Raw genomic sequence first — 23182 nt, 5'->3', positions numbered from 1 at the left:
GTCTACGAGCGCGAGACGACCCGTGCGAAAGAGGACGCATGCCCGAAGTTGCGCATCGGGCAAGCCGGCTGACAAAGCGGCGTCCGCCGGCGGGAAGCCGCATCCGTCGAACTGTTTTGCAAATCGACAAAAAGGAAATAGTGCCGGTTGAAAATCTCTCGTCTCGCCACGACCAAGTCGACCTATAGCCGGGTGAATTCGGGCGGAACGATTTCTAGCTCTTGTTCAGCAGCGCCAGATTGGCGTCGACCACGGTTGGGTCGGCCATATGGGCCTTGGCTTCGAGCAGCAGGGCCCTGGCCTGCTTCTTGTTGCCGCGCAGCAACTGCGAATAGCCCATATTGTTGACGATCTGCGGCCGGCGGCCGGCGACCTTCAGAAGCTGGTTGTAGGCGCGGTCGGCGAAGTCGAAACGGCCGAGCTCGTCATAGGAGGCGGCAAGCCCCATCCAGGCCTCGGCATTGTCGGCCTTGAGCTCCACGGCCTTGCGGAAGTGCTTTTCGGCAAGGCCGTAATTCGCCTCGCGGAACTGCGCCTTGCCCTCTGCCAGGTCGGTAGCGCTGACGTCCTTGGACGCCGGCTGGATCGCGGTGGTCTTGGTCGTGTCGACGTTGTTGTTAGTCGTACAACCGGTGACCATCAAGACGGCTGCCAATGCGGCCATTGCCGTGGGAAGTCTGTGACGCATGCCCCTGCCCCATCGCCCGATTTGCCGGGTCGTTCTTCAGGGAGCACTGTACATAGGAGCGATTAAGCTTCGGTGCCGAAATGCAGCTAAAATCCGGTTACGCGCCAAGGATGCGTTAACCAGCGTTTCCGTGGAGTTCAGTGCGCCGTCGTCATCTTCACGATGATCGGTATGATGGCGATCATCAGCACCACCGGCAGGATGCATACCGTCACCGGCACAGACATCTTGGCCGGCAGGGCATGCGCCTTCTCCTCGGCCAGCGACATACGCTTGTGCCGCATCTCGTCGGAGAAGACGCGTAGCGCTCCCGACAGGCTGGTGCCCAGTTCCTTGGACTGCTGCAGCAGCGTCGCGAAGGAGCGCACCTCGTCGAGGCTGAGGCGGTCGGCGAGCGCCTTCAGCGCATCGTCGAGGCTACGGCCGGCCCTCAGCTCCAGCGACACCAGCTGCAGGTTCTGGCTGAGCGAAGGATAGGTCTTGGCGAGTTCCTTGGAGACGCGCTCGATGCCGGCCTCCATGCTCATGCCGGCGTCGCAGCAGACGATCATCAGGTCCATGAAGTCGGGAAAGCCGTTGCGGTATTCGCGCATCTTCTCCCGCACCTTCTGGGTCAGCACCAGGCCGGGCAGGAAATAGCCGGCGGCACCCGACAGGATGACGAAGGTCCAGCGGCTGGTCATGGTCGAATCCGCGCTCGCCATCCAGTGGTTGAGCAGCAGGGCGCCGAGGGCCAGGCCGACGAAGGCGGCAAAGCGGATCAGGAAGAAGGTGCCGACCGCACGCGGCTCCATGTAGCCGGCCTGGATGAGCTTCATGCGCAGCCGCGCGACATTCTCGGGGTCACTCTTGGCGTAGAATTCCTGCGCCCGCTTCACCGCCTTCTCGCGCACCGCGTTGGAATTCTTGCGCGGCGCAGGCTCGGTCTGCTCGACAGCCTGGCTGCTCTCCTCAACCTTCAGCCGGCGCTTGACCTCGTTGCGGTCGCCCTTGGCCACGACCAGCGGCCAGGCCACGGCGCCGCCGCCCAGCATCAGCAGCAGCACCGCCACCGGCATCAGCGAAGTCGGCGCGAGCGAGGCGAGGAATTCGATCACGGCCTGCATGTCAGAACCTGAAGTTCGACATCTTGAACATAATGGCGTTGCCCAGCATTAGCCAGGTCACCGAGCCGCCAAGCAGGTACCAGGTCTTCGGCACGCCCCAGACGCTTTTGTAGAACTGCGGCATCATCACCATGATGGCCGCGAACAGCAGCGCCGGCACCGCCGTCAGGATGTAGGCCGACATGCGGCCCTCGGTCGAAATCGCGCGCACCTTGCGGCGCAGCTTGCCGCGCTCGCGGATCGTCGCCGACAGCCCGTCGAGGATCTCGCGCAGATTGCCGCCCGAACTGTTCTGGATCGACACGGCGGTGACGAACAACGGCAGGTCTTCGTGGCCGACGCGATCGAACAGCGAATTCAGCGCCGAAACCAGGTCCGAGCCATAGGTCACCTCATCGGCGATGACGCCGAACTCGGTGCCGATCGGGTCCGGCATCTCGCGCGCCACCATGGAGATGGCCACCGGCACCGGATGGCCGGCCTTCAGGCCGCGCGTGATCAGTTCCAGCGCCTCCGGCAACTGCATGCCGAACCGCTTCAGCCGGCGGCCGCGCTGAAAGCGCAATGCCATCACCGGCAGTATCGGCAGGAGGACGACAAACAACAGAAGGCCGAGCAGCAACGGCAGGCCGTACCAGATGGCGACCAGCGCCGCCACCAATGCCACGCCCGAAGTGATCGTCAGAAACTTGGACAAGGGCATCGTCATGCCGGACTGAGTGCGCAAGGCGCGGAACCGGTCGAGCGAGAACACCGAGGTACCTGCCTCCAGCCCGCGCTCCTTGCGCAGCTGGATCAGCACCTGCTCCTGGCTGATCTTGTTCTCCTGCAGCTTCATGCGCCGGTTGATGGCCGTGCGCTTGTCACTGCGGCCGGCATAAAGCAGGTAGCACGCCTCGGCGATCATGATGCCGGTGAGCGCAGCCGCGGCATAGACGACGTAGATCGCGCTAAAACCCTCGAACACCGTTCACTCCTGCGGACGGCCGGGTTCGAAATATCTTCCCGGGAATTCGATGCCCATGTTGCGCAGGTCTTCGAGGAAACGCGGGCGGATTCCGGTCGCCTCGTAGTGGCCGAGGATCTTGCCGTCCGCCTCCATGCCGGTGCGCACGAAGCGGAAAATCTCTTGCATCTGGATGACGTCGCCTTCCATGCCGGTCACCTCGGCGACGCTGGTCACCTTGCGCTTGCCGTCGGACAGGCGGGTCAGCTGCACGATGATGTCGATGGCACTGGCGATCTGGCTGCGGATCGACTGCACCGTCATCGGCATGCCGGTCATGCCGAGCATCTGCTCCAGGCGCGAGATCGCGTCGCGCGGCGTGTTGGCGTGGATGGTCGCCATCGAGCCTTCATGGCCGGTGTTCATCGCCTGCAGCATGTCGAAGGCTTCCTCGCCGCGGCATTCGCCGAGGATGACGCGGTCGGGGCGCATGCGCAGCGCGTTCTTGACCAGGTCGCGCTGCTTCAATTCGCCGTGGCCTTCGATGTTGGCCGGCCGCGTCTCCATGCGCGCGACATGCGGCTGCTGCAACTGCAGCTCGGCGGCGTCCTCGATGGTGATCAGGCGCTCGTCCTCGGGGATGAAGGCCGACAGCGCGTTGAGCATCGTCGTCTTGCCGGTGCCGGTGCCGCCCGAGATGATGGTGGTCTTGCGGGCATGCACGGCCGCCGCCAGCACCTCGGCCATGTTCTGGGTGATGGCGCCGAACTCGACCAGCTTGTGCAGGCCGAGCTTGTTCTTGGAGAATTTGCGGATCGACACCAGCGGCCCGTCGACGCCGACCGGCCGGATGGCAGCGTTGAAGCGCGAGCCGTCGAGCATGCGCGCGTCGACCATCGGCGCCGATTCATCGACGCGCCGGCCGACCGCCGCGACGATTTTGTTTATGATTCGAAGCAGATGCGCCTCGTCCTTGAACGGGATATTCACCTGCTGCAGCTTGCCGCGCCTTTCGACGAAGCAGTTCTGGTGGCCATTGATCAGGATGTCGTTGATCTCGGGATCCTTGAGTAGCGGCTCCAGCGGGCCGAGGCCGACCATCTCGTCGACGATGTCGTCGACCAGCGCGTCGAGCTCGGCGGTGTTGATCGCCATCCTCTCCTGGCGGGTCTTTTCCGAGACGAATTCATGCACCTGCCGGCGCATCTCGTCCTTCGGCAGCCGCTCCAACGCCACGAGGTTGATTTCCTCGAGCAGCATGCGGTGGATGCGCACACGCGCGTCGAGCACCTTGTTGGCGCTCTTGGCCGGCGCTGCCTCGACCTTTGGCGCTACGGGCTTGCGCGTCGTCGGAATGACAACGGCATGATGCGCGACCGGTGCCGCCTCGGCCGGGCGTTGCGGACGCAGGTCGCGGTTCTGAAGCGTTGAGAAGCGGCTTGTCATCCGGCCTTCCTCTTCAGCAGGCCCTTGCCGAGGCCGAACAGCGACTTCGACTTGGTCGTCGTCGTCACCGCTTCCTCAGGCAGGATGATCTTCTTCAGGTCGTTGACGACATTGGCGTTCGGATCGACGTCGTGCAGCGGCACGCCACGGTCCACGGCCTCGCGCACCAGCCGGTAGTTGTTCGAGATGCCGCCGACGAAATGCTCGCCGAGTATGTCCTGAACATCGGCCTGCTTGATGCCGTTGTCGAACATCTTCTGTTCGAAGCGGTTGACGATGACGTTCGGCTTCACTTCCTTGCCGGCGGTCTCGTAGATCGCCTGGATCAGCCGTTGCGTGTGGCGCAGGCACGGCACCGTCATCTCGGCCACGATGTAGAGCTTGTTGGAGCCGAGCAGCACCGTTTCGGTCCATGGGAACCAGGTGCGAGGCATGTCGATGACGACATTGTCGAAATAGGCCGAGACAAGGTCGAGCATGCGCACAACGACGTCGGTCTTGAAGGAGCGCATTTCCGACGGGCGCGTCGGCGCGGCCAGCACGCAGAGCCCGCTCGCATGCTTGGACAGCATCACGTCCAAGAGCTGCCGGTCGAGGCGCTCCGGCTGGTTCTCGATTTCGGTAATGTCGAAGCGCGGCTCGAGGTCGAGATATTCGGCGCAGGCGCCTTGCTGGAAATTCAGGTCGACGACACAGGTCGAGGCGCCGCGCGTCACCGAATGATGCAGCTGGAAGGCGGTCTGCAGCGCCAGCGTCGTGGTGCCGACGCCGCCGGCGGCGGGCATGAAGGTATAGATCTGCGACTCGGTGTTTTCCTCCCGCCCCGGCCCCTGCAGCGCCCGCACGACTGAGCGCACCAGGTCGGCGGTGGTGATCGGCTTGACCAGGAAATCGGCGACCTGGAGCTGGACCAGGATGCGCACGGCCGCTGCGTTGAATTCCTGTGTGACCACGACCACCGGGACCCGGCCTTCCAGCCGGCGCATGACGCGCTGCAGCGATTCGATCTCCTCCAGCTTCGCCGCGTCCATGTCGACGATGAGCGCGCCGAAATCCGCCTCCTGGACTTCGCCGCGCAGCTCGGTGATGCTCTTGTCGACCGTCAGCAGCTCGATCACGTCCGAAGCGGCGAACGCCGTGCGGGTGTCCTGCAGGAACGTCCTGTCGGTGGATACGAGCAGGATCTTCTTGCTCTTGATGCCGCTTGCCATGTCGTCAACCCGTCAGGTCAATGAGATCAGTTGGTTGTCGTGCTCGTCGTCTCGCCTGTCTTGCCACCCGCGGCCTCGCCGGCGGCGCCGGCCGTCGAGGTGCTGCCGCGCTGCGCCGGCACCAGCAGCCTGGTGTTCTGGACGCCGTATTTCCACGGATCGACCATCTGCATGACCGTATTGGCCGCCTGCGCGTTGCCCGCGGCTGGCGTCACGCCTTCGGTGCGCACATAGTCGTCGCTGGTGCAGCCGAGGAGGCCGGCGAGCAGCAGGGCAAGCATCAGTCCTGGAACCGGACGCATGGCTTCAATCCTTCGGCAGGTCGAGGAAATGCCCCGCCGTCGGCGAGGCAGGCTGCGTGACGCGGCCGTCGGCCATCGCCAGGGCGCGGTTCGGGTCGGAAGTCTTCACTTCCTCGCTGTTGTTGAGGAAATAGTCCGAATTGCTGGCCGGCTGGGTGCCGTCGGTCGGCTCGACCATCTTCTTCGACGGATCGACCGGCTTGACCAGATAGGGCGTGACGATGATCACCAGGTCGGTCTCGCGCCGCTGATAGGCCTTGGACGAGAACAGCGACCCCAGCACCGGCAGTTTGCCGAGACCCGGAAGGCGCGAGGTGGTGATGTCGTTCTGCGACTGCAGCAGGCCGGCGATCATGAAGCTCTGGCCGTTCTTCAGGTCGATTGACGTCTTCGCCCGGCGAACGATGAAGCCCGGAACCGAAATCTCGCCGATATTATAGGAGGCGGACGCGTCGATCGACGACACCTCGGGCGCGATGTCGAGGCTGACCAGCCCGTCCTTCAGCACGGTCGGGGTGAAATCCAGGCTGACGCCGTATTTCTTGTAGCTGACGCTGATCTTGCCGTTGTCCTCGGAGACCGGGATTGGAAATTCGCCACCGGCGAGGAAACTCGCTGTCTGGCCCGAACGCGCGATCAGGTTCGGCTCGGCCAGCCGCCGGGCGAGGCCGCGCTCCTCAAGCGCCTTGATGGCGATGTCGATCGAGACGCCGTTCGACAGGAGACGGCCGATGATCTCGCCGGTTCCGGCCGCCGGGATCGATCCCGGATCGATCGTCACGTCGCGGCCGCCCAGGCCATAGGCGAAATTGGCGCTGTACTTGGCGCCCAGATCGATACCCGCCTGGCGATTGATCTCGACGAAGCGGACGTTGAGCTGGACCTGCTGCGAGGACGAGATGTTGACCGAGTTGATCACTTCCTCATTGCCGGAAAAGCGGCTGGCGATCTTGTTCGCCTTCTCGGCCGCGACCGCGTCGTCCGCCTCGCCCGACAGCACCACGCGGCCGTTGGCCGAGCCGACGTTGATCTTGGCATCCGGCACGCTGGCGCGAATGGTGTTCGCCAGTTGCTCGGTGTCGAGCGTCACTTCGATGTCGATGGTACCGACCAGTTCCTTGTTCTCGTTGAACAGCGCGATGCCGGTGGTGCCGAGATTGTTGCCGAGCACATAGAAGGACTTGTCGGTCAGCGGATTGACGTTGGCGATCTCCGGGTCGCCGATGACGATCTGGTAGAAGGCCGCGCTCGTCATGATCGTCCGCGGCTTGCCCTTGGCGACCTTGATCGAGGCGTTCTTGGTCACCGAGACATAGACGATGTCATTGCCGGCCCGCGCCTGCCCGCCGAGGACAAGCACTCCGGCCCCGGCCAGTGAAACCGCCACGGCGAGCGCACCCGCGAGGCGCAGCCCCAGCGTCAAGCGATGTATATTCAGCCCAAGCATTGTCCTGTCCCCGCCGGTCCCCACCGGCTATTGCTGCTGTTCCGGCGAAGGCACCTTGTATTCTTCGCCCTGCGTGCCGCGCGTCACGATGACTGTCTTGAACTTCGGCTTCTCCGGCTCTTTCGCCACCGCCTCGAACACCGCGCCGGCAGCCGCCCCCGCATTTGCCGCCACCGAGCCGCCGAAGGACGAGATCGTGGTCAGGCCGTCCTTGCCGGCGCTGCTGTCGCTGGCGGAGCGGAGCGACAGCGACAGCGTGCCGACGGTGCGGGCCAGCGCCACCTGCTTCGCGCCCTCGGTCGTCACCTCGAGGGTCACCGAGTTGGCGATCTGCGGCTCGGTCTGGCGCTCGTCCGCGCCCTGGCCGACCGACAGAACCTTGGCATCGGCCACCACGATCTCGGACGTGATCGTCGAGCCGGACGCGCCCTGCGCGTTCTTGGCCACTTCCTGGATATCGCCGGCATCGCGCGTCAGCACGACATCGACGCGATCGCCCGGCGTGACGAAGCCGCCGACGCCGGCGATCTCATCGGTGCGGATGGTCACCGCCCGCATTCCGGGCGACAGCATGTTGGAAAGCGTCGCGCGGCCGTTCGGCCCCGACAGCTTGGTGAGCAGCACCGGTTCGTTGATCTCGATCGGCGACAGCACCACGCGGCTGCCTTCCTTGAGCAGCTCGTCGACGGTCGTGAACGCGCCCTGCGGCACGGAATCCTGCGGCCACGGGATTTCGTTGAGCTGCGCCTTGTCGAGCTGCATGCCGTAGCGCAGCGGCGCATTCGCCACCACGATGGTCTTGAACTCGACCTTGGGTGCCGGCGGCATCACGATCGAAGCCGTTTTCTCTTCGGAATCGGCTTTCGCCTGGCTCTTGACCCAGAAATCGGCGGCAAAGATCGAGATCGCGCCGAAGACGGCGGCGATGCCGATCATGGTTATGGCCTTGCCCCTCACGCGAAACCCCTGACGCCCGTGGTCTTTTGTTCGTTGGGGCTCACGCTAGGAGTTATTGTTAAAGAATCAGGAATCCGAACCCGTTGGATTCGACCTATTTCCGCCAGCTTGGTTATCGAAAGGTTTTGGAGTAAGACGAGCCGAATTCCCTGAACGGAACAGGAACCTCGTTCGCCCGCCAAAAGCGTGGCAGTATCGAGGAGTGATTCGCAATACCGGACTCTAGGCCAGCATGGACGACAGCAACGACCTCTTCGGCAACCTGGAAAAGCAGCCGCAACCGGTTCGCGCCGCCGCGCGCCCGGCCGATCCGCTGGTGCAGGCGGCGGCAAAGCGCCCGGCCGCCTCGCGCGACGGCAGCGAGGGCTACAGCGCCGCCGACATCGAGGTGCTGGAAGGGCTGGAGCCGGTGCGGCGCCGGCCCGGCATGTATATCGGCGGCACCGACGACAAGGCGATGCACCATCTCTTCGCCGAGGTCATCGACAATTCGATGGACGAGGCGGTCGCCGGCCATGCCACCTTCATCGATGTCGAGCTTTCGGCCGACGGCTTCCTGACCGTCACCGACAATGGCCGCGGCATCCCGGTCGATCCGCACCCGAAATTCAAGAAGCCGGCGCTCGAAGTCATCATGACGACGCTGCATTCGGGCGGCAAGTTCGACAGCAAGGTCTACGAGACCTCGGGCGGCCTGCACGGCGTCGGCGTTTCCGTCGTCAACGCGCTGTCCGACCATCTCGAGGTCGAAGTCGCGCGGGGTCGTCAGCTCTACCGCCAGCGTTTCTCACGCGGCGTCCCGGTGAGCGGGCTTGAGCATCTTGGCGAGGTGCATAACCGCCGCGGCACCAGGACCCGTTTCCACCCCGACGAGCAGATCTTCGGCAAGGGCGCGGCCTTCGAACCGGCGCGCCTCTACCGCATGACCCGCTCGAAAGCCTATCTGTTCGGCGGCGTCGAAATCCGCTGGACCTGCGATCCGTCGCTGATCAAGGAAAAGGACCAGACGCCGGCCAAGGCCGAGTTCCATTTCCCGGGCGGCCTAAAAGACTATCTCAAGGCCACACTCGGCGATGAATTCCAGGTCACGCGCGAGGTCTTCGCCGGAAAAAGCGACAAGCAGGGCGGCCATGGATCGCTGGAATGGGCGGTGACCTGGTTCGGCGGCGACGGTTTCCTCAATTCCTACTGCAACACCATTCCGACCGCTGAAGGCGGCACGCATGAGGCAGGCTTCCGCAACGTGCTGACGCGCGGGCTGCGCGCCTATGCCGACCTCATCGGCAACAAGCGCGCCTCCGTCATCACCTCCGAAGACGTCATGATTTCGGCCGCCGGCATGCTCTCGGTGTTCATCCGCGAGCCGGAATTCGTCGGTCAGACCAAGGACAGGCTGGCGACGATCGAGGCGATACGCATCGTCGAAAACGCCATCCGCGATCCGTTCGACCACTGGCTGGCCGACAATCCGCAGGAAGGCTCGAAGCTTCTCGACTGGGTGATCGCGCGCGCCGACGAGCGCGTGCGCCGGCGTCAGGAAAAGGAAGTGTCGCGCAAGAGCGCGGTGCGCAAGCTGCGCCTGCCGGGCAAACTCGCCGACTGCACGCAGAACGCCGCCGCCGGCGCCGAGCTGTTCATTGTCGAAGGCGATTCCGCCGGCGGCTCGGCCAAGCAGGCGCGCGACCGCGCCAGCCAGGCGGTGCTGCCGCTACGCGGCAAGATCCTCAACGTCGCCAGCGCCGGCAACGACAAGCTCGCCGCCAACCAGCAGATCTCCGACCTTGTCCAGGCGCTCGGTTGCGGCACGCGCTCGAAATACCGCGACGAGGACCTGCGCTACGACCGGGTCATCATCATGACCGACGCCGACGTCGACGGCGCCCACATCGCCTCGCTCTTGATCACCTTCTTCTATCAGGAGATGCCGAACCTGGTGCGTGGCGGCCATCTCTACATGGCGGTGCCGCCGCTCTATTCGATCCGGCAGGGCGGCAAGATCGCCTATGCCCGCGACGACGCGCACAAGGACGAGCTGCTGCGCACCGAGTTCACCGGCCGCGCCAAGGTAGAGATCGGCCGCTTCAAGGGCCTGGGCGAGATGATGGCCTCGCAGCTCAAGGAGACCACCATGGACCCGAGGAAGCGCACGCTGCTCAGGGTCGATGTGAACGAAATCGATTCAGCCACCAAGGACAGGGTCGATGAGCTGATGGGCACCAAGCCGGAAGCGCGCTTCCGCTTCATCCAGGAGCGCGCCGAATTCGCCGAGGCGGACGTGCTGGATATCTGACCGCCGACTGGTCCATAACAGGCTCCGTTGCGGAGACGAGCATGTGAGCCTGGCGCGGCTGAAGGATCTTATCGAGGCAAGGTTCGGCGGGCTGACCCAGCCGACGCGTTCGGACTGGATCTTCGCCCTGCGCACCGTTTCGGCCGGGCTGATCGCGCTTCTTTCCGCCTACGCCCTCAGGCTCGATCATCCGCAATGGGCGATGATGACGGTTTTCATCGTTGCCCAGCCGGTCGCCGGCATGGTGCTGGCCAAGGGCTTCTACCGGCTGATCGGCACGCTGGCCGGCGGCCTGGCCGCGATCGGCATCACCTCTGTCTTCGGCACCAACCCCTGGCTTTTGCTCGCCGCGCTCGCGATCTGGATCGGGATCTGCACGCTGGTTTCGTCGCTGTTGCGCAATCCTGAGGCCTATGGCGCCGCCCTTGCCGGCTACACCGCGATGATCATCGGCCTGCCCGCCTTCGGCCAGCCGCACCTCGTCGTCGATCTCGCCGTCGCGCGCTGCGCCGAGATCGTGCTCGGCATCCTCTGTGCCGGCCTGACCAGCCGGTTGATCCTGCCGAAACTGGCGGCGGACGCCATCATCTCCAGGCTGAAGCGCAGCATCCTCGATCTTGCCACCTACGCAGGCGGCGCCTTCTCGGGAGGTGACGCCGCAACGCTTGCCGGTCTCCAGCGCAAGCTGATCGCCGACGCCCAGACGCTTGCCGAGATGCGCACCTATGCCAGGCTCGAGGCGCCAAGCTTCGCCACCCGCGCCCATCCGGTCCGGCGCACGATCGGCCAGCTTCTGTGGGCGCTTTCGGCGGCACGCGCGCTGCACAGCCATGCCGCGCCGAAGAACGCGGCCCTCATCCCGGTCCGCAGCGAGTTGAAGGCTTTCGTCGGCGAACTGGCGGCGACACCCGGCGCGCTCGACGACACCGGCCCCTGGGTGGCGCGGCTCGACGCGATCGCCAGGGAGGCGCGGCAGACGCCGGAGGCTTCACCCGATCCCGAAAGCGACCGGGTCGGCACCATCACCCGCCTTACCATCGCCGCTGACTTTGCCGAAGCACTGAAGCAGGTGCTGCGCGGCCTGGACGCGCTCCGTTCGCCGGTTTCGCGGCCGTCCCGCGACCGGCGCCAGCCGGCACTGGTCGTGCACCGGGACTACCACGCCGCCTGGCGCAATGCCGTGCGCGCCGCCGTCGCAACACTGCTGGTTGCCGCCTTCTGGCTGACGACGAAATGGTCGGAAGCGACCGGCACCGTCATCCTCGTCGCCGTCGTCTCCAGCCTGTTCGCGTCACGCCCCGATCCGGTCCAGTCGGCCTGGGGCTTCTTTGCCGGGACGCTGCTGGCGCTTCCCTTCGCGTTCCTCGTCGGCCAGATCGCCATGCCAGCGCTGCCCGGCTTCGGCTGGTTCGCGCTCTTCGTCGTGCCGATCATGGTGCCGGCGGCGCTCGGCATGGCCAATCCGCGCCATGTCGGCGTCGCCACCGCCTTTGCCATCAATTTCCTCGCCTTCCTCAGCCCGCATCAGGCCATGACCTACGACCCTGGCCCGTTCCTCGCCGGGTCGGCCTCGATCCTGGTCGGCATTCTGATCGCCATCGGCGTCTTCATCGTCGTGCTGCCCGCCGATCCATGGGTGACCGTCAACCGCATCCTCCAGGTCATGCGCGAAGACCTGGCACGCCTTTGCCTGCATGAACGCATACCTCGACGATCGGCGTTCGAAAGCCTGGCCTATGACCGGGTCAACCAGTTGATGCCGCTCTTGCAGCGCATCGGCAAGAAGGGAGACCCCGTGCTCGGCGGCAGCATTTCGGCTGTCACCGTCGGGCTCGAGATCCTGCGGCTGCGCAGCGCCCAGCAGAATTCAGCGATACCGTCGGAGACAGTTCTCTCCATCACCAATTTCCTGCGCGGACTGGCGCGCGAGCTGCTGTTTCGCAGGTCTGGCGAACCGCAGACGGCGACGATCGCCGTCGCCAGGCAATATGCGGCGAGCATCGCCGAGCGCAGCGACAAGGCCGACATGCTGCAGGTCGCCGCCTCGCTGCGCATCATTGCCGCGGCAATCGAGGATTTTCCGGATTTTTTCGTGAAGGACCGGATTCAGGCTTAAGCGGCCGCGATCGCCAGCGCGTGCCCGCGCGCGTTTTCGCGCAGCGCTTCGAGATGGATCGACTTCACCAGCCCGGCGAGGTCACCTTCCGCCGACTGCCCGCCGAGTTCCTTCAGCATCAGCCAGCTCACCTCCTGCACGCCGGCGACACGCTTGCCATTGGCCACCTCGCGCCACACCTTGAGTGCGCGCAGGATGATGCCGTGGGTGGCCGCGGCGAGGCCGGCGCTGCGGAACAGCGCCTGCAACGCCACGTCGTGCCCACCGGCCAGAAGCGCCCTCACCCGCTGCTCGGATTGCTGGGCAAGCGCCACCAGCGCCGAGCCGAAGAAATCGACCTTGCCATGCGCGATGGTGCGGATGATGAAGCTCGCGGTGAGGTCGCCGCGCAGCCTGAGATGCTCGATCAACGCGGCATGCTCCTCCGCGCGCGTGCCTTCGATCAGTGTCACCGAGGCTTTCACGCAGGCGTCGCGCATGACGCGATCGGCTCTTGCCGCACCCATCAGGGCCAGCACAAGCGGCGAACCTTTCAGCGTCTCGCCGAGCTTGACCAGAAGCATGTGCCGGCAATCGGCGGGCAGCCGCCCGTCGGCGATCAGCGCCTCGCGCACCAGCGGCAGATGGCCATGGCGCTCCGCCATGCGGCGGAAGCTCAGCGACGCGATGTCGGCGCCGCTGTTGGCAAGCAGCACGGCGCAGGCTTCCGGTTCGCCGATTTCGGCGATCGCCGCCGCCAGCGCCATCGAGACGACAGGCCGGTCGGCAATCAGTTTCTGCGTTGCTTTCTGGCCGCCGGCGACCCGGTCGATCAGGTCGGCATCGGTAAGCAATGGCGAACGCGCCAGCACCATCGCGGCCACTTCCGGCTGGTCGGAGGCCAGCGCGCTGATGATCTGGATCGGCGCGTGATGGCTCATCGACAGCGCCTCGGCCAGCGCCAGCCGCACTTTCGACGAGGCATCGTCGAGCAGGAATGTCAGCGCTGCTTCCGCGGCGCAGCGGTCCTCGAAAGGCAGGTCGGAATTGATATAGGCGCGAGCCAGCGCGCTGGCAGCGGCCGCGCGCTCGGCAACCCTTGCCGTATCGATCCATTTCAGAAAATGCGAAACAATCATGCCAACCAGCTTGCGCCCTTGCCGGGAAGGTCCCCGGCCCCGCTGGAACGTTAGGCTGGAAATGGTTTACGAACGGTTCACCATGTTTGTTAACTGGCTTGCGGGCGCGGCAGGCAGCGCCTATCAACCCCTGAGCCGTTGAGGAGATCGTGCATGGCCGGGCTTTATCTCGAAGAGTTCGTCGTCGGCCACGTCTTCCGCCACACGCTGCGCAAGACCGTCACCGAGAGCGACAACATGCTGTTCTCGGTGATGACGCTGAACCCGCAGCCGCTGCACATCGACTTCGACTTCGCCGCCAAAAGCGAATGGGGCAAGCCGCTGGTCAATTCGCTGTTCACGCTGGGGTTGATGATCGGCATTTCGGTCAACGACATCACCGTCGGCACCACTGTCGCCAATCTCGGCATGAAGGAAACGGTGTTTCCGCATCCGGTCTTCCATGGCGATACAATCCGTGTCGAAACCACGGTGATTTCGGTGCGCGAGTCCAAATCGAAGCCCGATCGCGGCATCGTCGAGTTCGAGCACCGCGCCTACAACCAGGATGACGTCCTCGTCGCCAAATGCACACGACAGGCGATGATGATGAAGAAGGCGGCCTGATGCGCTCGCTGCTGTTTGTTCCCGGCGATTCGGAAAAGAAGCTGGAAAAGGGCTTTGGCGCCGGCGCCGACGTCGTCATCGTCGACCTTGAGGATTCGGTCGCGGCCGGCAACAAGCAGTCGGCACGCGAGATCGCGGCACGCTTCATCGCCGCGCATAGGCAAAAAACGGCCTCCGCGATCTATGTGCGCGTCAACGATCTGTCGACGGGGCTCACCGACGACGATCTGACGGCGCTTGTTCCAGCCGCGCCGGACGGCATCATGCTGCCGAAGTCGAACAGCGGCCAGGATGTCCAGCAGCTCTCGGCGAAGCTCAGAGTGCACGAGGCTGAAAACGGCCTGCCTGACGGCGCGATCAGGATCCTGCCGATCATCACCGAGACTCCGGCGGGCGTGCTGACCGCCGCAACCTATGCCGGCGCCAGCACGCGGCTTGCCGGTCTCACCTGGGGCGCCGAGGACCTGTCGGCCGCGATCGGCGCCCGCGCCGCGCGCGACGAGCGCGGCCGCTACACCGATGTCTTCCGTCTCGCCCGCGCCATGACCATCCTTGCGGCCGGCGCGGCTGAAGTCGCGGCGATCGACACTGTCTTTCCGGACTTCCGCGACATGGAAGCTTTCGCAGCCGAATGCCGCGAGGCCGAACGCGACGGTTTTGCCGGCAAGATGGCGATCCATCCGGCGCAGGTGCCGGTCATCAACGCGGCCTTCACGCCGTCAGCCGAAGCCGTAAGACACTCACAGGTAATCGTCGACGCGTTCGCCGCCGCGGGCAATCCCGGCGTCGTCGGCATCGACGGCAAGATGTATGATCGGCCGCATCTGCGCCTGGCCGAGCGCCTTCTCGCGCGCGCCAGGGCCGCCGGGATTTCCGCCTGAGCCGCTCAGCTACCAGACCAGCGGGATCAGCCGGTAGCGGACATTCGCCGCGTAGTCGTCATAACCCTGCAGCCCGGTCCGCAGCGTCCTCTCCTCGATAAAGATGCGGATCGCCAGGAGCACGATGAAAAGGAGCACCGATGCCAGCCCCCACCAGGAGCCAAGCAGGAGTGCCGTACCGGCAAAGTAGAGGATGGCGCCAGCATACATCGGATGGCGGACATAGCTGTAGGGGCCTGTCGTAATGACGTGCTGTCCGCGTTCGCCCTGTATCTTCACCACGGGCGCCGCGAAGCTGTTCTCCAGCATTGTCAGGTGGCAAATCCAGATACCGACCAGCAGGATCACCCCGCCGATCGCCAGCAGCCATGAAGGAACCGCCGACCAGCCGTAGCGGAAGTCGAGCCCCATCAGACCCAGCCACGCAAAGATGGCGACGAGCAGGATGGAGAGCAGCACCTTGTCGGCTGCGGCCTGGTCCTTCTGGATCGGAGGGCTGAGCCGCTCGTTCATCAGCCCGGGATCGCGCCGGGCCAGCGCCACGCCGAGCGTCAGGCTGAACCCGATCATCACCGCCAGGTACACCCAGGCGCTTGGCCAGTTCAGCGTGCCGGCCGAGAGGAAGAGCACGGCGCCCATGACGCCGAACCACACGAATGTCTGCAGGATCAGTCTTGCGATCATGGCCAACCTTCCGCGATATGCCCGCCGCCGTCACCCGAGCTCTGTCTAGTCCTTTCCCCAGCGCGGCCGGCGCATCGAGAAGATTTCGTCGATGCTGGCGTAGTCCATGTAGCCGAGCCGGGCGACATTGCCGGCCCTGACAATGTCGAACATGCCGTCCTTCAAGTAGGCGTCGTCGATGTGCACGCCAACCACTTCACCGGCGACGACGACGGCACTCGTCTGCGTGCCATCGAGCGCATGCGGCCGGATGATCTCCGTCACCCGGCATTCGAGCGCGGCCGGCGCCTCCGCCACCCGGGGCGGCGCAACAAGGCGCGATGGCGCCATGGCGAGATCGGCATAGCCGAACTCGCTGACGCCGCGCGGCGCGTCGACCGCGGTGCGGTTCATCTTCTGCGCCAGATCGCGGCTGACCAGATTGGCGACGAACTCGCCGGTCTCTTCGGCGAAGCTGGCGCTGTCCTTCTCGCCCTCCGACGAGAACCAGACGATGAACGGCTTGGTCGAAAAGGCGTTGAAGAACGAATAGGGGGCGAGGTTGATCTTGCCTTCCTTGTCTATGGTCGAGATCCAGCCGATCGGTCGCGGCGCCACGATCGCCTTGGACGGATCGTGCGGCAGGCCGTGCCCTTTCGCCGGTTCGTAGAACATTTTTTCCCTCTTAGCCCGCCCACGGCCCCTGATAATCGACGTAGAGCTTTGCCGGATCGGGCCGCGGCCGCTCCGGCGCCGGCCCCTGATAGGAGCCGATGTGGACGAAGCCGATGACGCGTTCTTGCGGCGCCAGGCCCAGGATCGCCCTGCCCTCCGGCACGTCGGAATACCAATTGCTGATCATGTTGGTGCCATAGCCCAGCGCGTTGGCAGCGATCATCAGATTCATAGCCGCCATGCCGCCCGAGAGGAACATCTCCCATTGCGGGATCTTCGGATTTTCCTTCGGCACCGACACCACGCCGATCACCAGCGGCGCGCGCGAGAACCGAGCCAGTTCCTGGTTGCGCCGGCCCTCGGGCAGCGGCCCCTCGCGCTGTTCGGCCAAAGCCGCCAGCTTCCTGCCGATCTCGACGCGCGCCTCGCCGCGATAGAGGATGAAGCGCCAGGGCTCGAGCCGGCCGTGATCCGGCACGCGCGTGGCGGCGGTGATCAGGGTTGCGATCTCGGCGTCGCTGGGCGCCGGCTCCTTCAGGTCCGGGATCGGCGCGGAGGTCCGGGTCAGCAGGAAGTCGATGATCGGCGACGCCATGGGCGCAAGTCTCCTAGAAGTTCGGTTTTGGGCTGAAGCGCGCCGGTGGGAATTCGGGCGGCTCGGGCAATGACGCCTCGCGCCGGACGGCAAGAGCCCTGCGGAGCGGGATTGGGACTCTCAGGCCTTGAAATTGCCACCGCCTTGGGCTTCAACGCAAGGCATGTTTGAGGGGACACTGCGTCTTTTCCTGGTCTGGCTGGCGGCGGCGCTGTTCTTGGTGCCGGTTTCGTCGGCCGTTGCGCAGAACGCCGACGGCATCAGCAATCTGAAGCTGCCGGGGATTTCGAGCTACGCGACGCCGAAAGGCGACACATCCCTGGCCCTGGGCGGTGGCGGCGCCATCACGCTCTCGGCGCAACTGACCGACAAGGGCGCCGACATCACCCGCGGCATCGTCTGGCGGGTCTTCAAGCCGGGGCCGACCAGCGACGGCAAGCTGCCGATGGTGGCCTCCGCCCATGGCGGCACCGCAGTGTTCCAACTGGAGCCCGGCAGCTATCTGGTCCATGCCTCCTATGGACGCGCCGGCGCCACCAAGCGCATCACCGTCGGCAAGGAGGCCAAGCGCGAAAGCCTGGTGCTTGATGCCGGCGGCCTCAAGCTCGACGCGGTGCTGTCGGGCGGCGTGCACATACCGCCGAAGAAGCTGCGTTTCTCAATCTACGAAGACAAGGTCGAGGCCAATGGCGACCGCGCCCTGATCGTCCCCGACGTCGAGCCGAACAGCGTGGTGCGGCTCAATTCCGGCACCTACCATGTCGTCTCCACCTATGGTTCGGTGAATGCCGTCATCCGTTCCGACATCCGCGTCGAGGCCGGCAAGCTGACCGAAGCGACCGTCGAGCATCGCGCGGCCGAGATGACGATGAAGCTGGTGCGCGAGGCCGGCGGCGAGGCGATCGCCGACACCTCCTGGTCGCTGCTCAACGAGTCCGGCGACCCGATCAAGGAAACCGTCGGCGCCTTCGCCTCGATGGTGCTGGCCGAAGGCGACTACACCATCATCGCCAAGAACCGCGACCGCATCTACCAGAAGGATTTCACCGTCGTCGCCGGCCAGAACCAGGAGATCGAAGTGCTGGCCACCGAGGCTTCGGCGATCGATCCCGAGGAAGGCGCTGACTGACAAGCCTGTCCATCAGGCCGCCTTGCGCAGGCGGCGCGGCAGGAATTGCGCGCGGCCGCGCGGCGTGGCCGGCGCCAAGTCGAAGACCCCGCGATGGAGCCGGTCGAGCAGCGCCTTGCGGTCGCGCAGCGGCTCCAGCTCGTTCCAGGCCAGAATATCGCCGACGCGAACGTCGATGGCCTTGCCGGACAGCCGCGCGAATTCGCGGATGAGCAGCGAGGTGCGCAGCGTCAGCGACGCCTTGCCGACGAACTTCGCCACCCGGCCCTCGCGCTCGGCCATGTTCATCGGGCCACTGACAAGATGGAACAGCCGGCCGTTCTGGCCGGAAAAATGCATCGGAATGACCGAAGCCCTGGCGTCCTGGATCAGGCGGGCCGGAAATATCTTCCACGGCAGGTCGCGCGCCCGGCCAAATCCTTTCGGCGCGGTGGCGACGCCGCCGGCCGGGAAGACGACGATGGTGACGCCTTCCTTCAACAGCCGCACCGCCTCATGGCGCACCGCCAGGTTGTTCTTCACCGCCTCCTTGGTTTCGGAGAAATCGATCGGCAGCGAATAGGGTTCCATCTCGCGGATCCTAAGCAGATCCTTGTGGATCATGACGCGGAACGGCCGCCCGAGCTGCTCGGCCAGCGACAGCACGGCGATGCCGTCGCCGATGCCGAAAGGATGGTTGGCGACGATCACCAGCGGCGTGTCCGGCAGCTTCGCCGGCGGCCATGGAGCGGCGTTCCGGACCTTGACGTCGATGAGCTCCAGCATGCGGCTGAACACACGCTCGCCGCTCGGCGCCACCTGGCGCCGCCAGAAATCGTAGAGCGCGGCAAAACGGTCGCGGCCTGACAGGCCCTCGACGGAATGGATGAACCAGCGCGTCAGCGCCGGCTGATGCGGATTGGCGTAGGAAAGCTCGGGAAACGCTCTTTCCCGCAGTTTCAGCTTGAGCATGGCGGCTCGTTACAGCTTTGGCGTGACAGGCATGTGAAAATGGCGGTGGATCGCTCCACCGCCATGTCGTCGGGCAGGTACAGATCAGGCAGCGCGTTTGCGCCTGCGGTCCGGCGTTGTCGCTTCTTCGCTCAATTGTGCGATCGCCTGGGCAAGACCGAGCGACTCCTGGTCGCGCGACCCCAACCGACGAATGTTGACCGTCTGCTCCTCGGCTTCGCGTTTGCCGCACACGAGGATGACCGGGACCTTGGCCAGCGAATGCTCGCGGACCTTGTAGTTGATCTTCTCGTTGCGCAGATCCGCTTCCGCCAGAAGTCCGGCGGCCTTGAGCTTGGCCACCACCTCATTCGCATAGTCGTCGGCATCGGATGTGATCGTCGCGACCACCACCTGCAGCGGCGCGAACCACAGCGGGAAATGGCCGGAATAGTTCTCGATCAGGATGCCGAGGAAACGCTCCATCGAGCCGCAGATGGCGCGGTGCACCATCACCGGCTGCTTCTTTTCGGAATCCGAACCGATATAGAAGGCGCCGAAACGCTCAGGCAGGTTGAAGTCGACCTGGGTGGTACCGCACTGCCATTCGCGGCCGATGGCGTCCTTCAGCACATACTCGAATTTCGGGCCATAGAAGGCACCCTCGCCCGGGTTGATCGAGGTTCTGATGCGATTGCCTGACCGTGCGCGGATAGTCTCCAGCACGCCGCTCATGATCTCCTCGGCATGGTCCCAGGCCTCATCGGTGCCGACCCGCTTGTCCGGCCGTGTCGACAGCTTCACGCTGATCTCGTCGAAGCCGAAGTCGGCATAGGTCGACAGGATCAGGTCGTTGATGCGCAGGCACTCGGACGCAAGCTGCTCCTCGGTGCAGAAGATATGCGCATCGTCCTGCGTGAAGCCACGCACGCGCATCAGCCCGTGCAGCGCCCCCGAAGGTTCGTAACGGTGCACATTGCCAAATTCCGCAAGCTTCACGGGCAGATCGCGATAGGACTTCAACCCATGCTTGAATATCTGCACGTGGCCGGGGCAGTTCATCGGCTTCAGCGCGAACACCCGGTCGTCGTCGGTATCGTCGCCGGCGACCGTCACCTTGAACATGGCGTCGCGATACCAGCCCCAGTGGCCTGATGTCTCCCAAAGGCTCTTGTCCAGCACCTGCGGCGCGTTCACTTCCTGATAGCCCTGCTCGTCGAGGCGCCGGCGCATGTAGTTGACCAGGTTCTGGAACATCTTCCAGCCCTTGGCGTGCCAGAAGACGACACCGGGACCCTCTTCCTGGAAATGGAACAGGTCCATCTCGCGGCCGAGCTTGCGGTGATCGCGCTTCTCGGCCTCTTCCAGCATCGTCTGGTAGGCCTCGAGCTGCGCCTGGTCGGCCCAGGCGGTGCCGTAGATGCGCGTCAGCATCGGGTTGTTCGAGTCACCGCGCCAATAGGCGCCAGCCACCTTCATCAGCTTGAAGGCATTGCCGATCTGCCCGGTCGAGGCCATGTGCGGGCCGCGGCAGAGGTCGAACCAGTCGCCCTGCGCGTAGATCTTGAGGTCCTGGTCCTCGGGAATGGCGTCGATCAGTTCCAGCTTGTAGCGCTCGCCCTTGTCGGCAAACACCTTTTTCGCCTTCTCGCGCGGCCAGACTTCCTTGGTGAACGGCTTGTTGCGCTGGATGATCTCGCGCATCTTCTTCTCGATCACCGGGAAATCGTCGGGCGTGAACGGTTCGTTGCGGGCGAAGTCGTAGTAGAAACCGTTCTCGATCACCGGCCCGATGGTCACCTGCGTTCCCGGCCACAATTCCTGCACGGCTTCGGCCAGCACGTGCGCGGCATCGTGGCGGATCAGTTCCAGCGCGCGCGGATCCTCGCGGGTGATGATCTCGAGCTTGCCGGACTTGCCCAGCGGATCGGAAAGGTCGCGAAGGGTGCCGTCGATGGCATAGGCGACAGCCTTCTTGGCCAGCGATTTCGAGATCGATTCGGCAAGGCCGGCACCGGTCATCGCCGCGTCGTAATCGCGGACGGAGCCATCGGGAAATGTCAGGGAAACGGAATTCAGCATAGATATCTCCTATCCAGTCCCGCAAACGAGCGCGGGTGGTGAAATGCATGTCGCCCAAAGTGCAGTGGTTTGGAGCATGCGCAAGAAGCCGGATGCGTCCGGCGGCCGGCGGGTTTTAGAGGCAGCGCGGCATCAGGTAAAGAGCCGTCACCGCCAGGATCGTCAGGAATTGTGCGCAGAAAACATCGCATCGGTCCGCGACGGCTTGCGCGGCCCTCGCCCATCGTCTCGAATGGCGGCATGGAAGATGCCACCCCCAGCCGGACCGCCCTGCGCGTCGCCCGCCTGAGGGCACTGCATCAGTTTTCAGCGCAAGCGGGCCTGTTTCGTGATCCCTATGCGATCGCGATTCTGGGCGAAGCGGCGCCCGCCGCGGAAGAAATCGAGCTGGAGGACGAGCACAGCCGGCGCATGCGCCTGTTCGTTGCGGCGCGTGCCCGCTTTGCCGAGGACTGGCTGGCGGCGGCTGTGCGTCGCGGCGTCCGTCAGGTCGTGGTACTCGGTGCCGGCCTCGACACGTTTTCGCTGCGCAACCCGCATCCAGGCGTCGCCGTGTTCGAGGTCGACCACCCGGCAACGCAAGCCTGGAAGCGGCGGCTCCTCGCCGACGCCGGCCTCGCGGAGCCAGCCGCCACCACATTCGTTCCGGTCAATTTCGAACGGCAGGGGCTGTCCGATGAACTGGCCTCGGCCGGTTTGAGAACGGCCGAGCCGAGCTTTTTCGTCTGGCTGGGGGTGGTGCCTTACCTGACGCAGGAGGCGATCTTCGGCACGCTGTCCTATATCGCCGGCAGCCCGGGCTCCGAGGTCGTCTTCGACTATGCCGAACCGGCTGGCAGCCGCGATGCGGCCGGACAGGCGGCCCTGGCATTCTACGCGGCGCGCGTCGCGGCCGTCGGCGAACCGTGGATCAGCTTCTTCGTTCCCGGCGAACTGGCGAAATCCCTCTGCGAACTCGGGTTTGACGAGATCGAGGATCTCGAGAGCGGCGATATCGCCGTCCGCTTGTCCGGACAGCCGAAGGCAAAGACGGGCAATTCCGGCGGCCACATCATCAGGGCGCGTCGAACGGCCTGAGCAATCCGTGAACCGGCTCGGGGGCTAGTCGACCAATCGGGGCAGTTCCTTTAGGAACGCCGCCCGCGTCGCCGGACCTTTGGGCAGTTCGGTCCGCTTCGTATCGACGACGAGCCGGGCGAACACGATCTGACGGCCGCCCTTCTCAGCCCAGCCGACGAACCAGCCGAGCGAGCGTTTGTCCTTGCCGCCACTGCCCAGCCTCGTGCTGCCGGTCTTGCCCTGCACCGCCCAGCCGCCGGCCTGGAAGCTCCGGATGATCGCTTCCGCCATCTGATGCGCCTTGGCCGAAACCGGCATCTTGCCGGCAAGCAACCGGCGCAAGAAGGCAGTCTGCTCGATGGGCGATATCTCCAGCGAGGAATTCACCCAGGAATGGGTGAGGCCGTCATTCTTGCCGGCATTGCCGGAGACATCCATGTTGCCGTAGTCGAAATTAGACACGTAGCCGGCAAAGCGTTCAGCACCGAGATGGCGGGTGACTTCGCGGGAATACCAGAGGATCGAATCCCGCTCCCAGATCGTCGGATCGACTTTCTTCTGATCGCGCTTCACGGCGTTGAACTCGGTCCTGTAGTCCCAGCTCGGCGTGTGCTCGTCGGCGAGGATGCCGGCGTCATAGCCGATCAGCGCAAGCGGCACCTTGAAGGTCGAGGCCGGGCTGAAGCGCTGGTCGCAGACGCCCTCGCGATAGAGCGTGGCGCCGCTCGCGGCATCCTGGATCAGCGTGCATTCGACATCGCCAAGCGGCGCGGACTGTGCCCGCATCGGGAACCCGAGCAGCCAGGCAAGCAGGAAGAGAACGATGGCAAAGACGAAGGGAAGGCGGTCAATCTGGCGCATGGCAGTCTCTCTCCTGAAGGGTGCAGGAGCGATTTAGCGAGGCCTCTTGTCTCGATTTTGACTTAAATGCGCGA

21 protein-coding genes are annotated in these 23182 nt (G+C 64.8%); 6 read left to right on the top strand and 15 right to left on the bottom strand.

The genetic code is table 11. The features are described 5' to 3' along the window. Positions 1-214 precede the first annotated feature (214 nt). From JG743_RS15750 to cpaB, 8 genes are all read right to left on the bottom strand, one after another. The gene (locus JG743_RS15750; protein ID WP_244673158.1) at positions 215-688 is read right to left on the bottom strand and encodes a tetratricopeptide repeat protein; all 474 of its coding nucleotides are present in this window, start codon (positions 686-688) and stop codon (positions 215-217) included. Between the two features lie 137 nt (positions 689-825). Continuing rightward, positions 826-1794: a type II secretion system F family protein gene (locus tag JG743_RS15745; RefSeq protein WP_202302097.1), complete on the bottom strand. Its 969-nt coding sequence runs from the start codon at positions 1792-1794 to the stop codon at positions 826-828. 1 nt (position 1795) lies between these two features. Beyond that, positions 1796-2761: a type II secretion system F family protein gene (locus JG743_RS15740; RefSeq protein WP_202302095.1), complete on the bottom strand. Its 966-nt coding sequence runs from the start codon at positions 2759-2761 to the stop codon at positions 1796-1798. A 3-nt stretch (positions 2762-2764) separates the two neighbouring features. Beyond that, complete coding sequence (locus JG743_RS15735) at positions 2765-4186, bottom strand: CpaF family protein (RefSeq protein ID WP_202302093.1); 1422 nt, start codon at positions 4184-4186, stop codon at positions 2765-2767. After that, entirely contained in the window at positions 4183-5397 is a 1215-nt protein-coding gene (locus JG743_RS15730; RefSeq protein ID WP_202302091.1) for an AAA family ATPase, read from the bottom strand. Before JG743_RS15730 ends, JG743_RS15735 begins: the two co-directional genes overlap by 4 nt. 26 nt (positions 5398-5423) lie before the next feature. Then, positions 5424-5699, bottom strand: coding sequence for a hypothetical protein (locus tag JG743_RS15725; RefSeq protein WP_202302089.1), 276 nt, complete (start codon positions 5697-5699; stop codon positions 5424-5426). A gap of 4 nt (positions 5700-5703) precedes the next feature. Then, positions 5704-7146, bottom strand: a complete 1443-nt coding sequence (locus JG743_RS15720) for a type II and III secretion system protein family protein (RefSeq protein WP_202302087.1) — start codon at positions 7144-7146, stop codon at positions 5704-5706. A gap of 27 nt (positions 7147-7173) precedes the next feature. After that, on the bottom strand, positions 7174-8103 hold the full coding sequence (gene cpaB, locus JG743_RS15715) for a Flp pilus assembly protein CpaB (protein ID WP_244673157.1): 930 nt from the start codon (positions 8101-8103) through the stop codon (positions 7174-7176). 232 nt (positions 8104-8335) lie between these two features. Here cpaB and parE point away from each other — a divergent pair, with 232 nt between their 5' ends. Both parE and JG743_RS15705 read left to right on the top strand, forming a co-directional pair. Then, a complete protein-coding gene (gene parE / locus JG743_RS15710) occupies positions 8336-10393 on the top strand; it encodes a DNA topoisomerase IV subunit B (protein ID WP_202302085.1) in 2058 nt (685 codons plus the stop codon). A 43-nt stretch (positions 10394-10436) separates the two neighbouring features. Next, on the top strand, positions 10437-12509 hold the full coding sequence (locus JG743_RS15705; RefSeq protein ID WP_202302082.1) for an FUSC family protein: 2073 nt from the start codon (positions 10437-10439) through the stop codon (positions 12507-12509). Here the strand turns inward: JG743_RS15705 and JG743_RS15700 are convergent. Next, positions 12506-13627: a DUF2336 domain-containing protein gene (locus JG743_RS15700; protein WP_202302080.1), complete on the bottom strand. Its 1122-nt coding sequence runs from the start codon at positions 13625-13627 to the stop codon at positions 12506-12508. The genes JG743_RS15705 and JG743_RS15700 overlap by 4 nt on opposite strands. Before the next feature lie 153 nt (positions 13628-13780). Between JG743_RS15700 and JG743_RS15695 the strand changes: the two genes are divergently transcribed. After that, positions 13781-14233: a MaoC family dehydratase gene (locus JG743_RS15695; RefSeq protein ID WP_202302078.1), complete on the top strand. Its 453-nt coding sequence runs from the start codon at positions 13781-13783 to the stop codon at positions 14231-14233. After that, positions 14233-15114 (top strand): HpcH/HpaI aldolase/citrate lyase family protein, encoded by an 882-nt coding sequence (locus JG743_RS15690; RefSeq protein ID WP_202302076.1) that lies wholly within the window; start codon positions 14233-14235, stop codon positions 15112-15114. Before JG743_RS15695 ends, JG743_RS15690 begins: the two co-directional genes overlap by 1 nt. 9 nt (positions 15115-15123) lie before the next feature. On the opposite strand, the gene JG743_RS15685 is transcribed toward JG743_RS15690, so the two are convergent. The 3 genes from JG743_RS15685 to JG743_RS15675 are packed head-to-tail and all read right to left on the bottom strand — an operon-like array spanning position 15124 to position 17047. Further along, the gene (locus tag JG743_RS15685) at positions 15124-15798 is read right to left on the bottom strand and encodes a methyltransferase family protein (RefSeq protein WP_202302074.1); all 675 of its coding nucleotides are present in this window, start codon (positions 15796-15798) and stop codon (positions 15124-15126) included. Positions 15799-15843: 45 nt separating this feature from the next. Continuing rightward, entirely contained in the window at positions 15844-16452 is a 609-nt protein-coding gene (locus tag JG743_RS15680) for a flavin reductase family protein (protein ID WP_202302072.1), read from the bottom strand. Positions 16453-16462: 10 nt separating this feature from the next. Next, on the bottom strand, positions 16463-17047 hold the full coding sequence (locus JG743_RS15675; RefSeq protein WP_202302070.1) for a nitroreductase family protein: 585 nt from the start codon (positions 17045-17047) through the stop codon (positions 16463-16465). Between the two features lie 163 nt (positions 17048-17210). Between JG743_RS15675 and JG743_RS15670 the strand changes: the two genes are divergently transcribed. Beyond that, entirely contained in the window at positions 17211-18176 is a 966-nt protein-coding gene (locus JG743_RS15670; RefSeq protein ID WP_202302068.1) for a hypothetical protein, read from the top strand. A gap of 12 nt (positions 18177-18188) precedes the next feature. Here the strand turns inward: JG743_RS15670 and JG743_RS15665 are convergent, their stop codons facing one another. Continuing rightward, entirely contained in the window at positions 18189-19127 is a 939-nt protein-coding gene (locus JG743_RS15665; RefSeq protein WP_202302067.1) for a lysophospholipid acyltransferase family protein, read from the bottom strand. An 84-nt stretch (positions 19128-19211) separates the two neighbouring features. Next, a complete protein-coding gene (thrS, locus tag JG743_RS15660; RefSeq protein ID WP_202302065.1) occupies positions 19212-21188 on the bottom strand; it encodes a threonine--tRNA ligase in 1977 nt (658 codons plus the stop codon). A 240-nt stretch (positions 21189-21428) separates the two neighbouring features. Here thrS and JG743_RS15655 point away from each other — a divergent pair, with 240 nt between their 5' ends. After that, a complete protein-coding gene (locus JG743_RS15655) occupies positions 21429-22265 on the top strand; it encodes an SAM-dependent methyltransferase (protein WP_202302063.1) in 837 nt (278 codons plus the stop codon). A 24-nt stretch (positions 22266-22289) separates the two neighbouring features. Here JG743_RS15655 and blaOXA read toward each other — a convergent pair whose 3' ends face one another. Then, a complete protein-coding gene (blaOXA, locus tag JG743_RS15650) occupies positions 22290-23108 on the bottom strand; it encodes a class D beta-lactamase (RefSeq protein WP_202302060.1) in 819 nt (272 codons plus the stop codon). Positions 23109-23182: the final 74 nt, after the last annotated feature.

The sequence above is a fragment of the Mesorhizobium sp. 131-2-1 genome, from assembly GCF_016756535.1.
GTDB lineage: Bacteria > Pseudomonadota > Alphaproteobacteria > Rhizobiales > Rhizobiaceae > Mesorhizobium.
The sequence above is the reverse complement of the archived record's forward strand: the minus strand, read 5'-3'. Positions and strand labels throughout refer to the sequence as shown.

Bases quoted from the DNA above. Each gene is read 5' to 3' on its own strand.
- JG743_RS15750 (WP_244673158.1), bottom strand. From the start codon at position 688: ATGCGTCACAGACTTCCCACGGCAATGGCCGCATTGGCAGCCGTCTTG.
- JG743_RS15745 (WP_202302097.1), bottom strand. From the start codon at position 1,794: ATGCAGGCCGTGATCGAATTCCTCGCCTCGCTCGCGCCGACTTCGCTG.
- JG743_RS15735 (WP_202302093.1), bottom strand. From the start codon at position 4,186: ATGACAAGCCGCTTCTCAACGCTTCAGAACCGCGACCTGCGTCCGCAA.
- JG743_RS15730 (WP_202302091.1), bottom strand. From the start codon at position 5,397: ATGGCAAGCGGCATCAAGAGCAAGAAGATCCTGCTCGTATCCACCGAC.
- JG743_RS15725 (WP_202302089.1), bottom strand. From the start codon at position 5,699: ATGCGTCCGGTTCCAGGACTGATGCTTGCCCTGCTGCTCGCCGGCCTC.
- JG743_RS15720 (WP_202302087.1), bottom strand. From the start codon at position 7,146: ATGCTTGGGCTGAATATACATCGCTTGACGCTGGGGCTGCGCCTCGCG.
- parE (WP_202302085.1), top strand. From the start codon at position 8,336: ATGGACGACAGCAACGACCTCTTCGGCAACCTGGAAAAGCAGCCGCAA.
- JG743_RS15700 (WP_202302080.1), bottom strand. From the start codon at position 13,627: ATGATTGTTTCGCATTTTCTGAAATGGATCGATACGGCAAGGGTTGCC.
- JG743_RS15695 (WP_202302078.1), top strand. From the start codon at position 13,781: ATGGCCGGGCTTTATCTCGAAGAGTTCGTCGTCGGCCACGTCTTCCGC.
- JG743_RS15690 (WP_202302076.1), top strand. From the start codon at position 14,233: ATGCGCTCGCTGCTGTTTGTTCCCGGCGATTCGGAAAAGAAGCTGGAA.
- JG743_RS15685 (WP_202302074.1), bottom strand. From the start codon at position 15,798: ATGATCGCAAGACTGATCCTGCAGACATTCGTGTGGTTCGGCGTCATG.
- JG743_RS15680 (WP_202302072.1), bottom strand. From the start codon at position 16,452: ATGTTCTACGAACCGGCGAAAGGGCACGGCCTGCCGCACGATCCGTCC.
- JG743_RS15675 (WP_202302070.1), bottom strand. From the start codon at position 17,047: ATGGCGTCGCCGATCATCGACTTCCTGCTGACCCGGACCTCCGCGCCG.
- JG743_RS15670 (WP_202302068.1), top strand. From the start codon at position 17,211: ATGTTTGAGGGGACACTGCGTCTTTTCCTGGTCTGGCTGGCGGCGGCG.
- JG743_RS15665 (WP_202302067.1), bottom strand. From the start codon at position 19,127: ATGCTCAAGCTGAAACTGCGGGAAAGAGCGTTTCCCGAGCTTTCCTAC.
- thrS (WP_202302065.1), bottom strand. From the start codon at position 21,188: ATGCTGAATTCCGTTTCCCTGACATTTCCCGATGGCTCCGTCCGCGAT.
- JG743_RS15655 (WP_202302063.1), top strand. From the start codon at position 21,429: ATGGAAGATGCCACCCCCAGCCGGACCGCCCTGCGCGTCGCCCGCCTG.
- blaOXA (WP_202302060.1), bottom strand. From the start codon at position 23,108: ATGCGCCAGATTGACCGCCTTCCCTTCGTCTTTGCCATCGTTCTCTTC.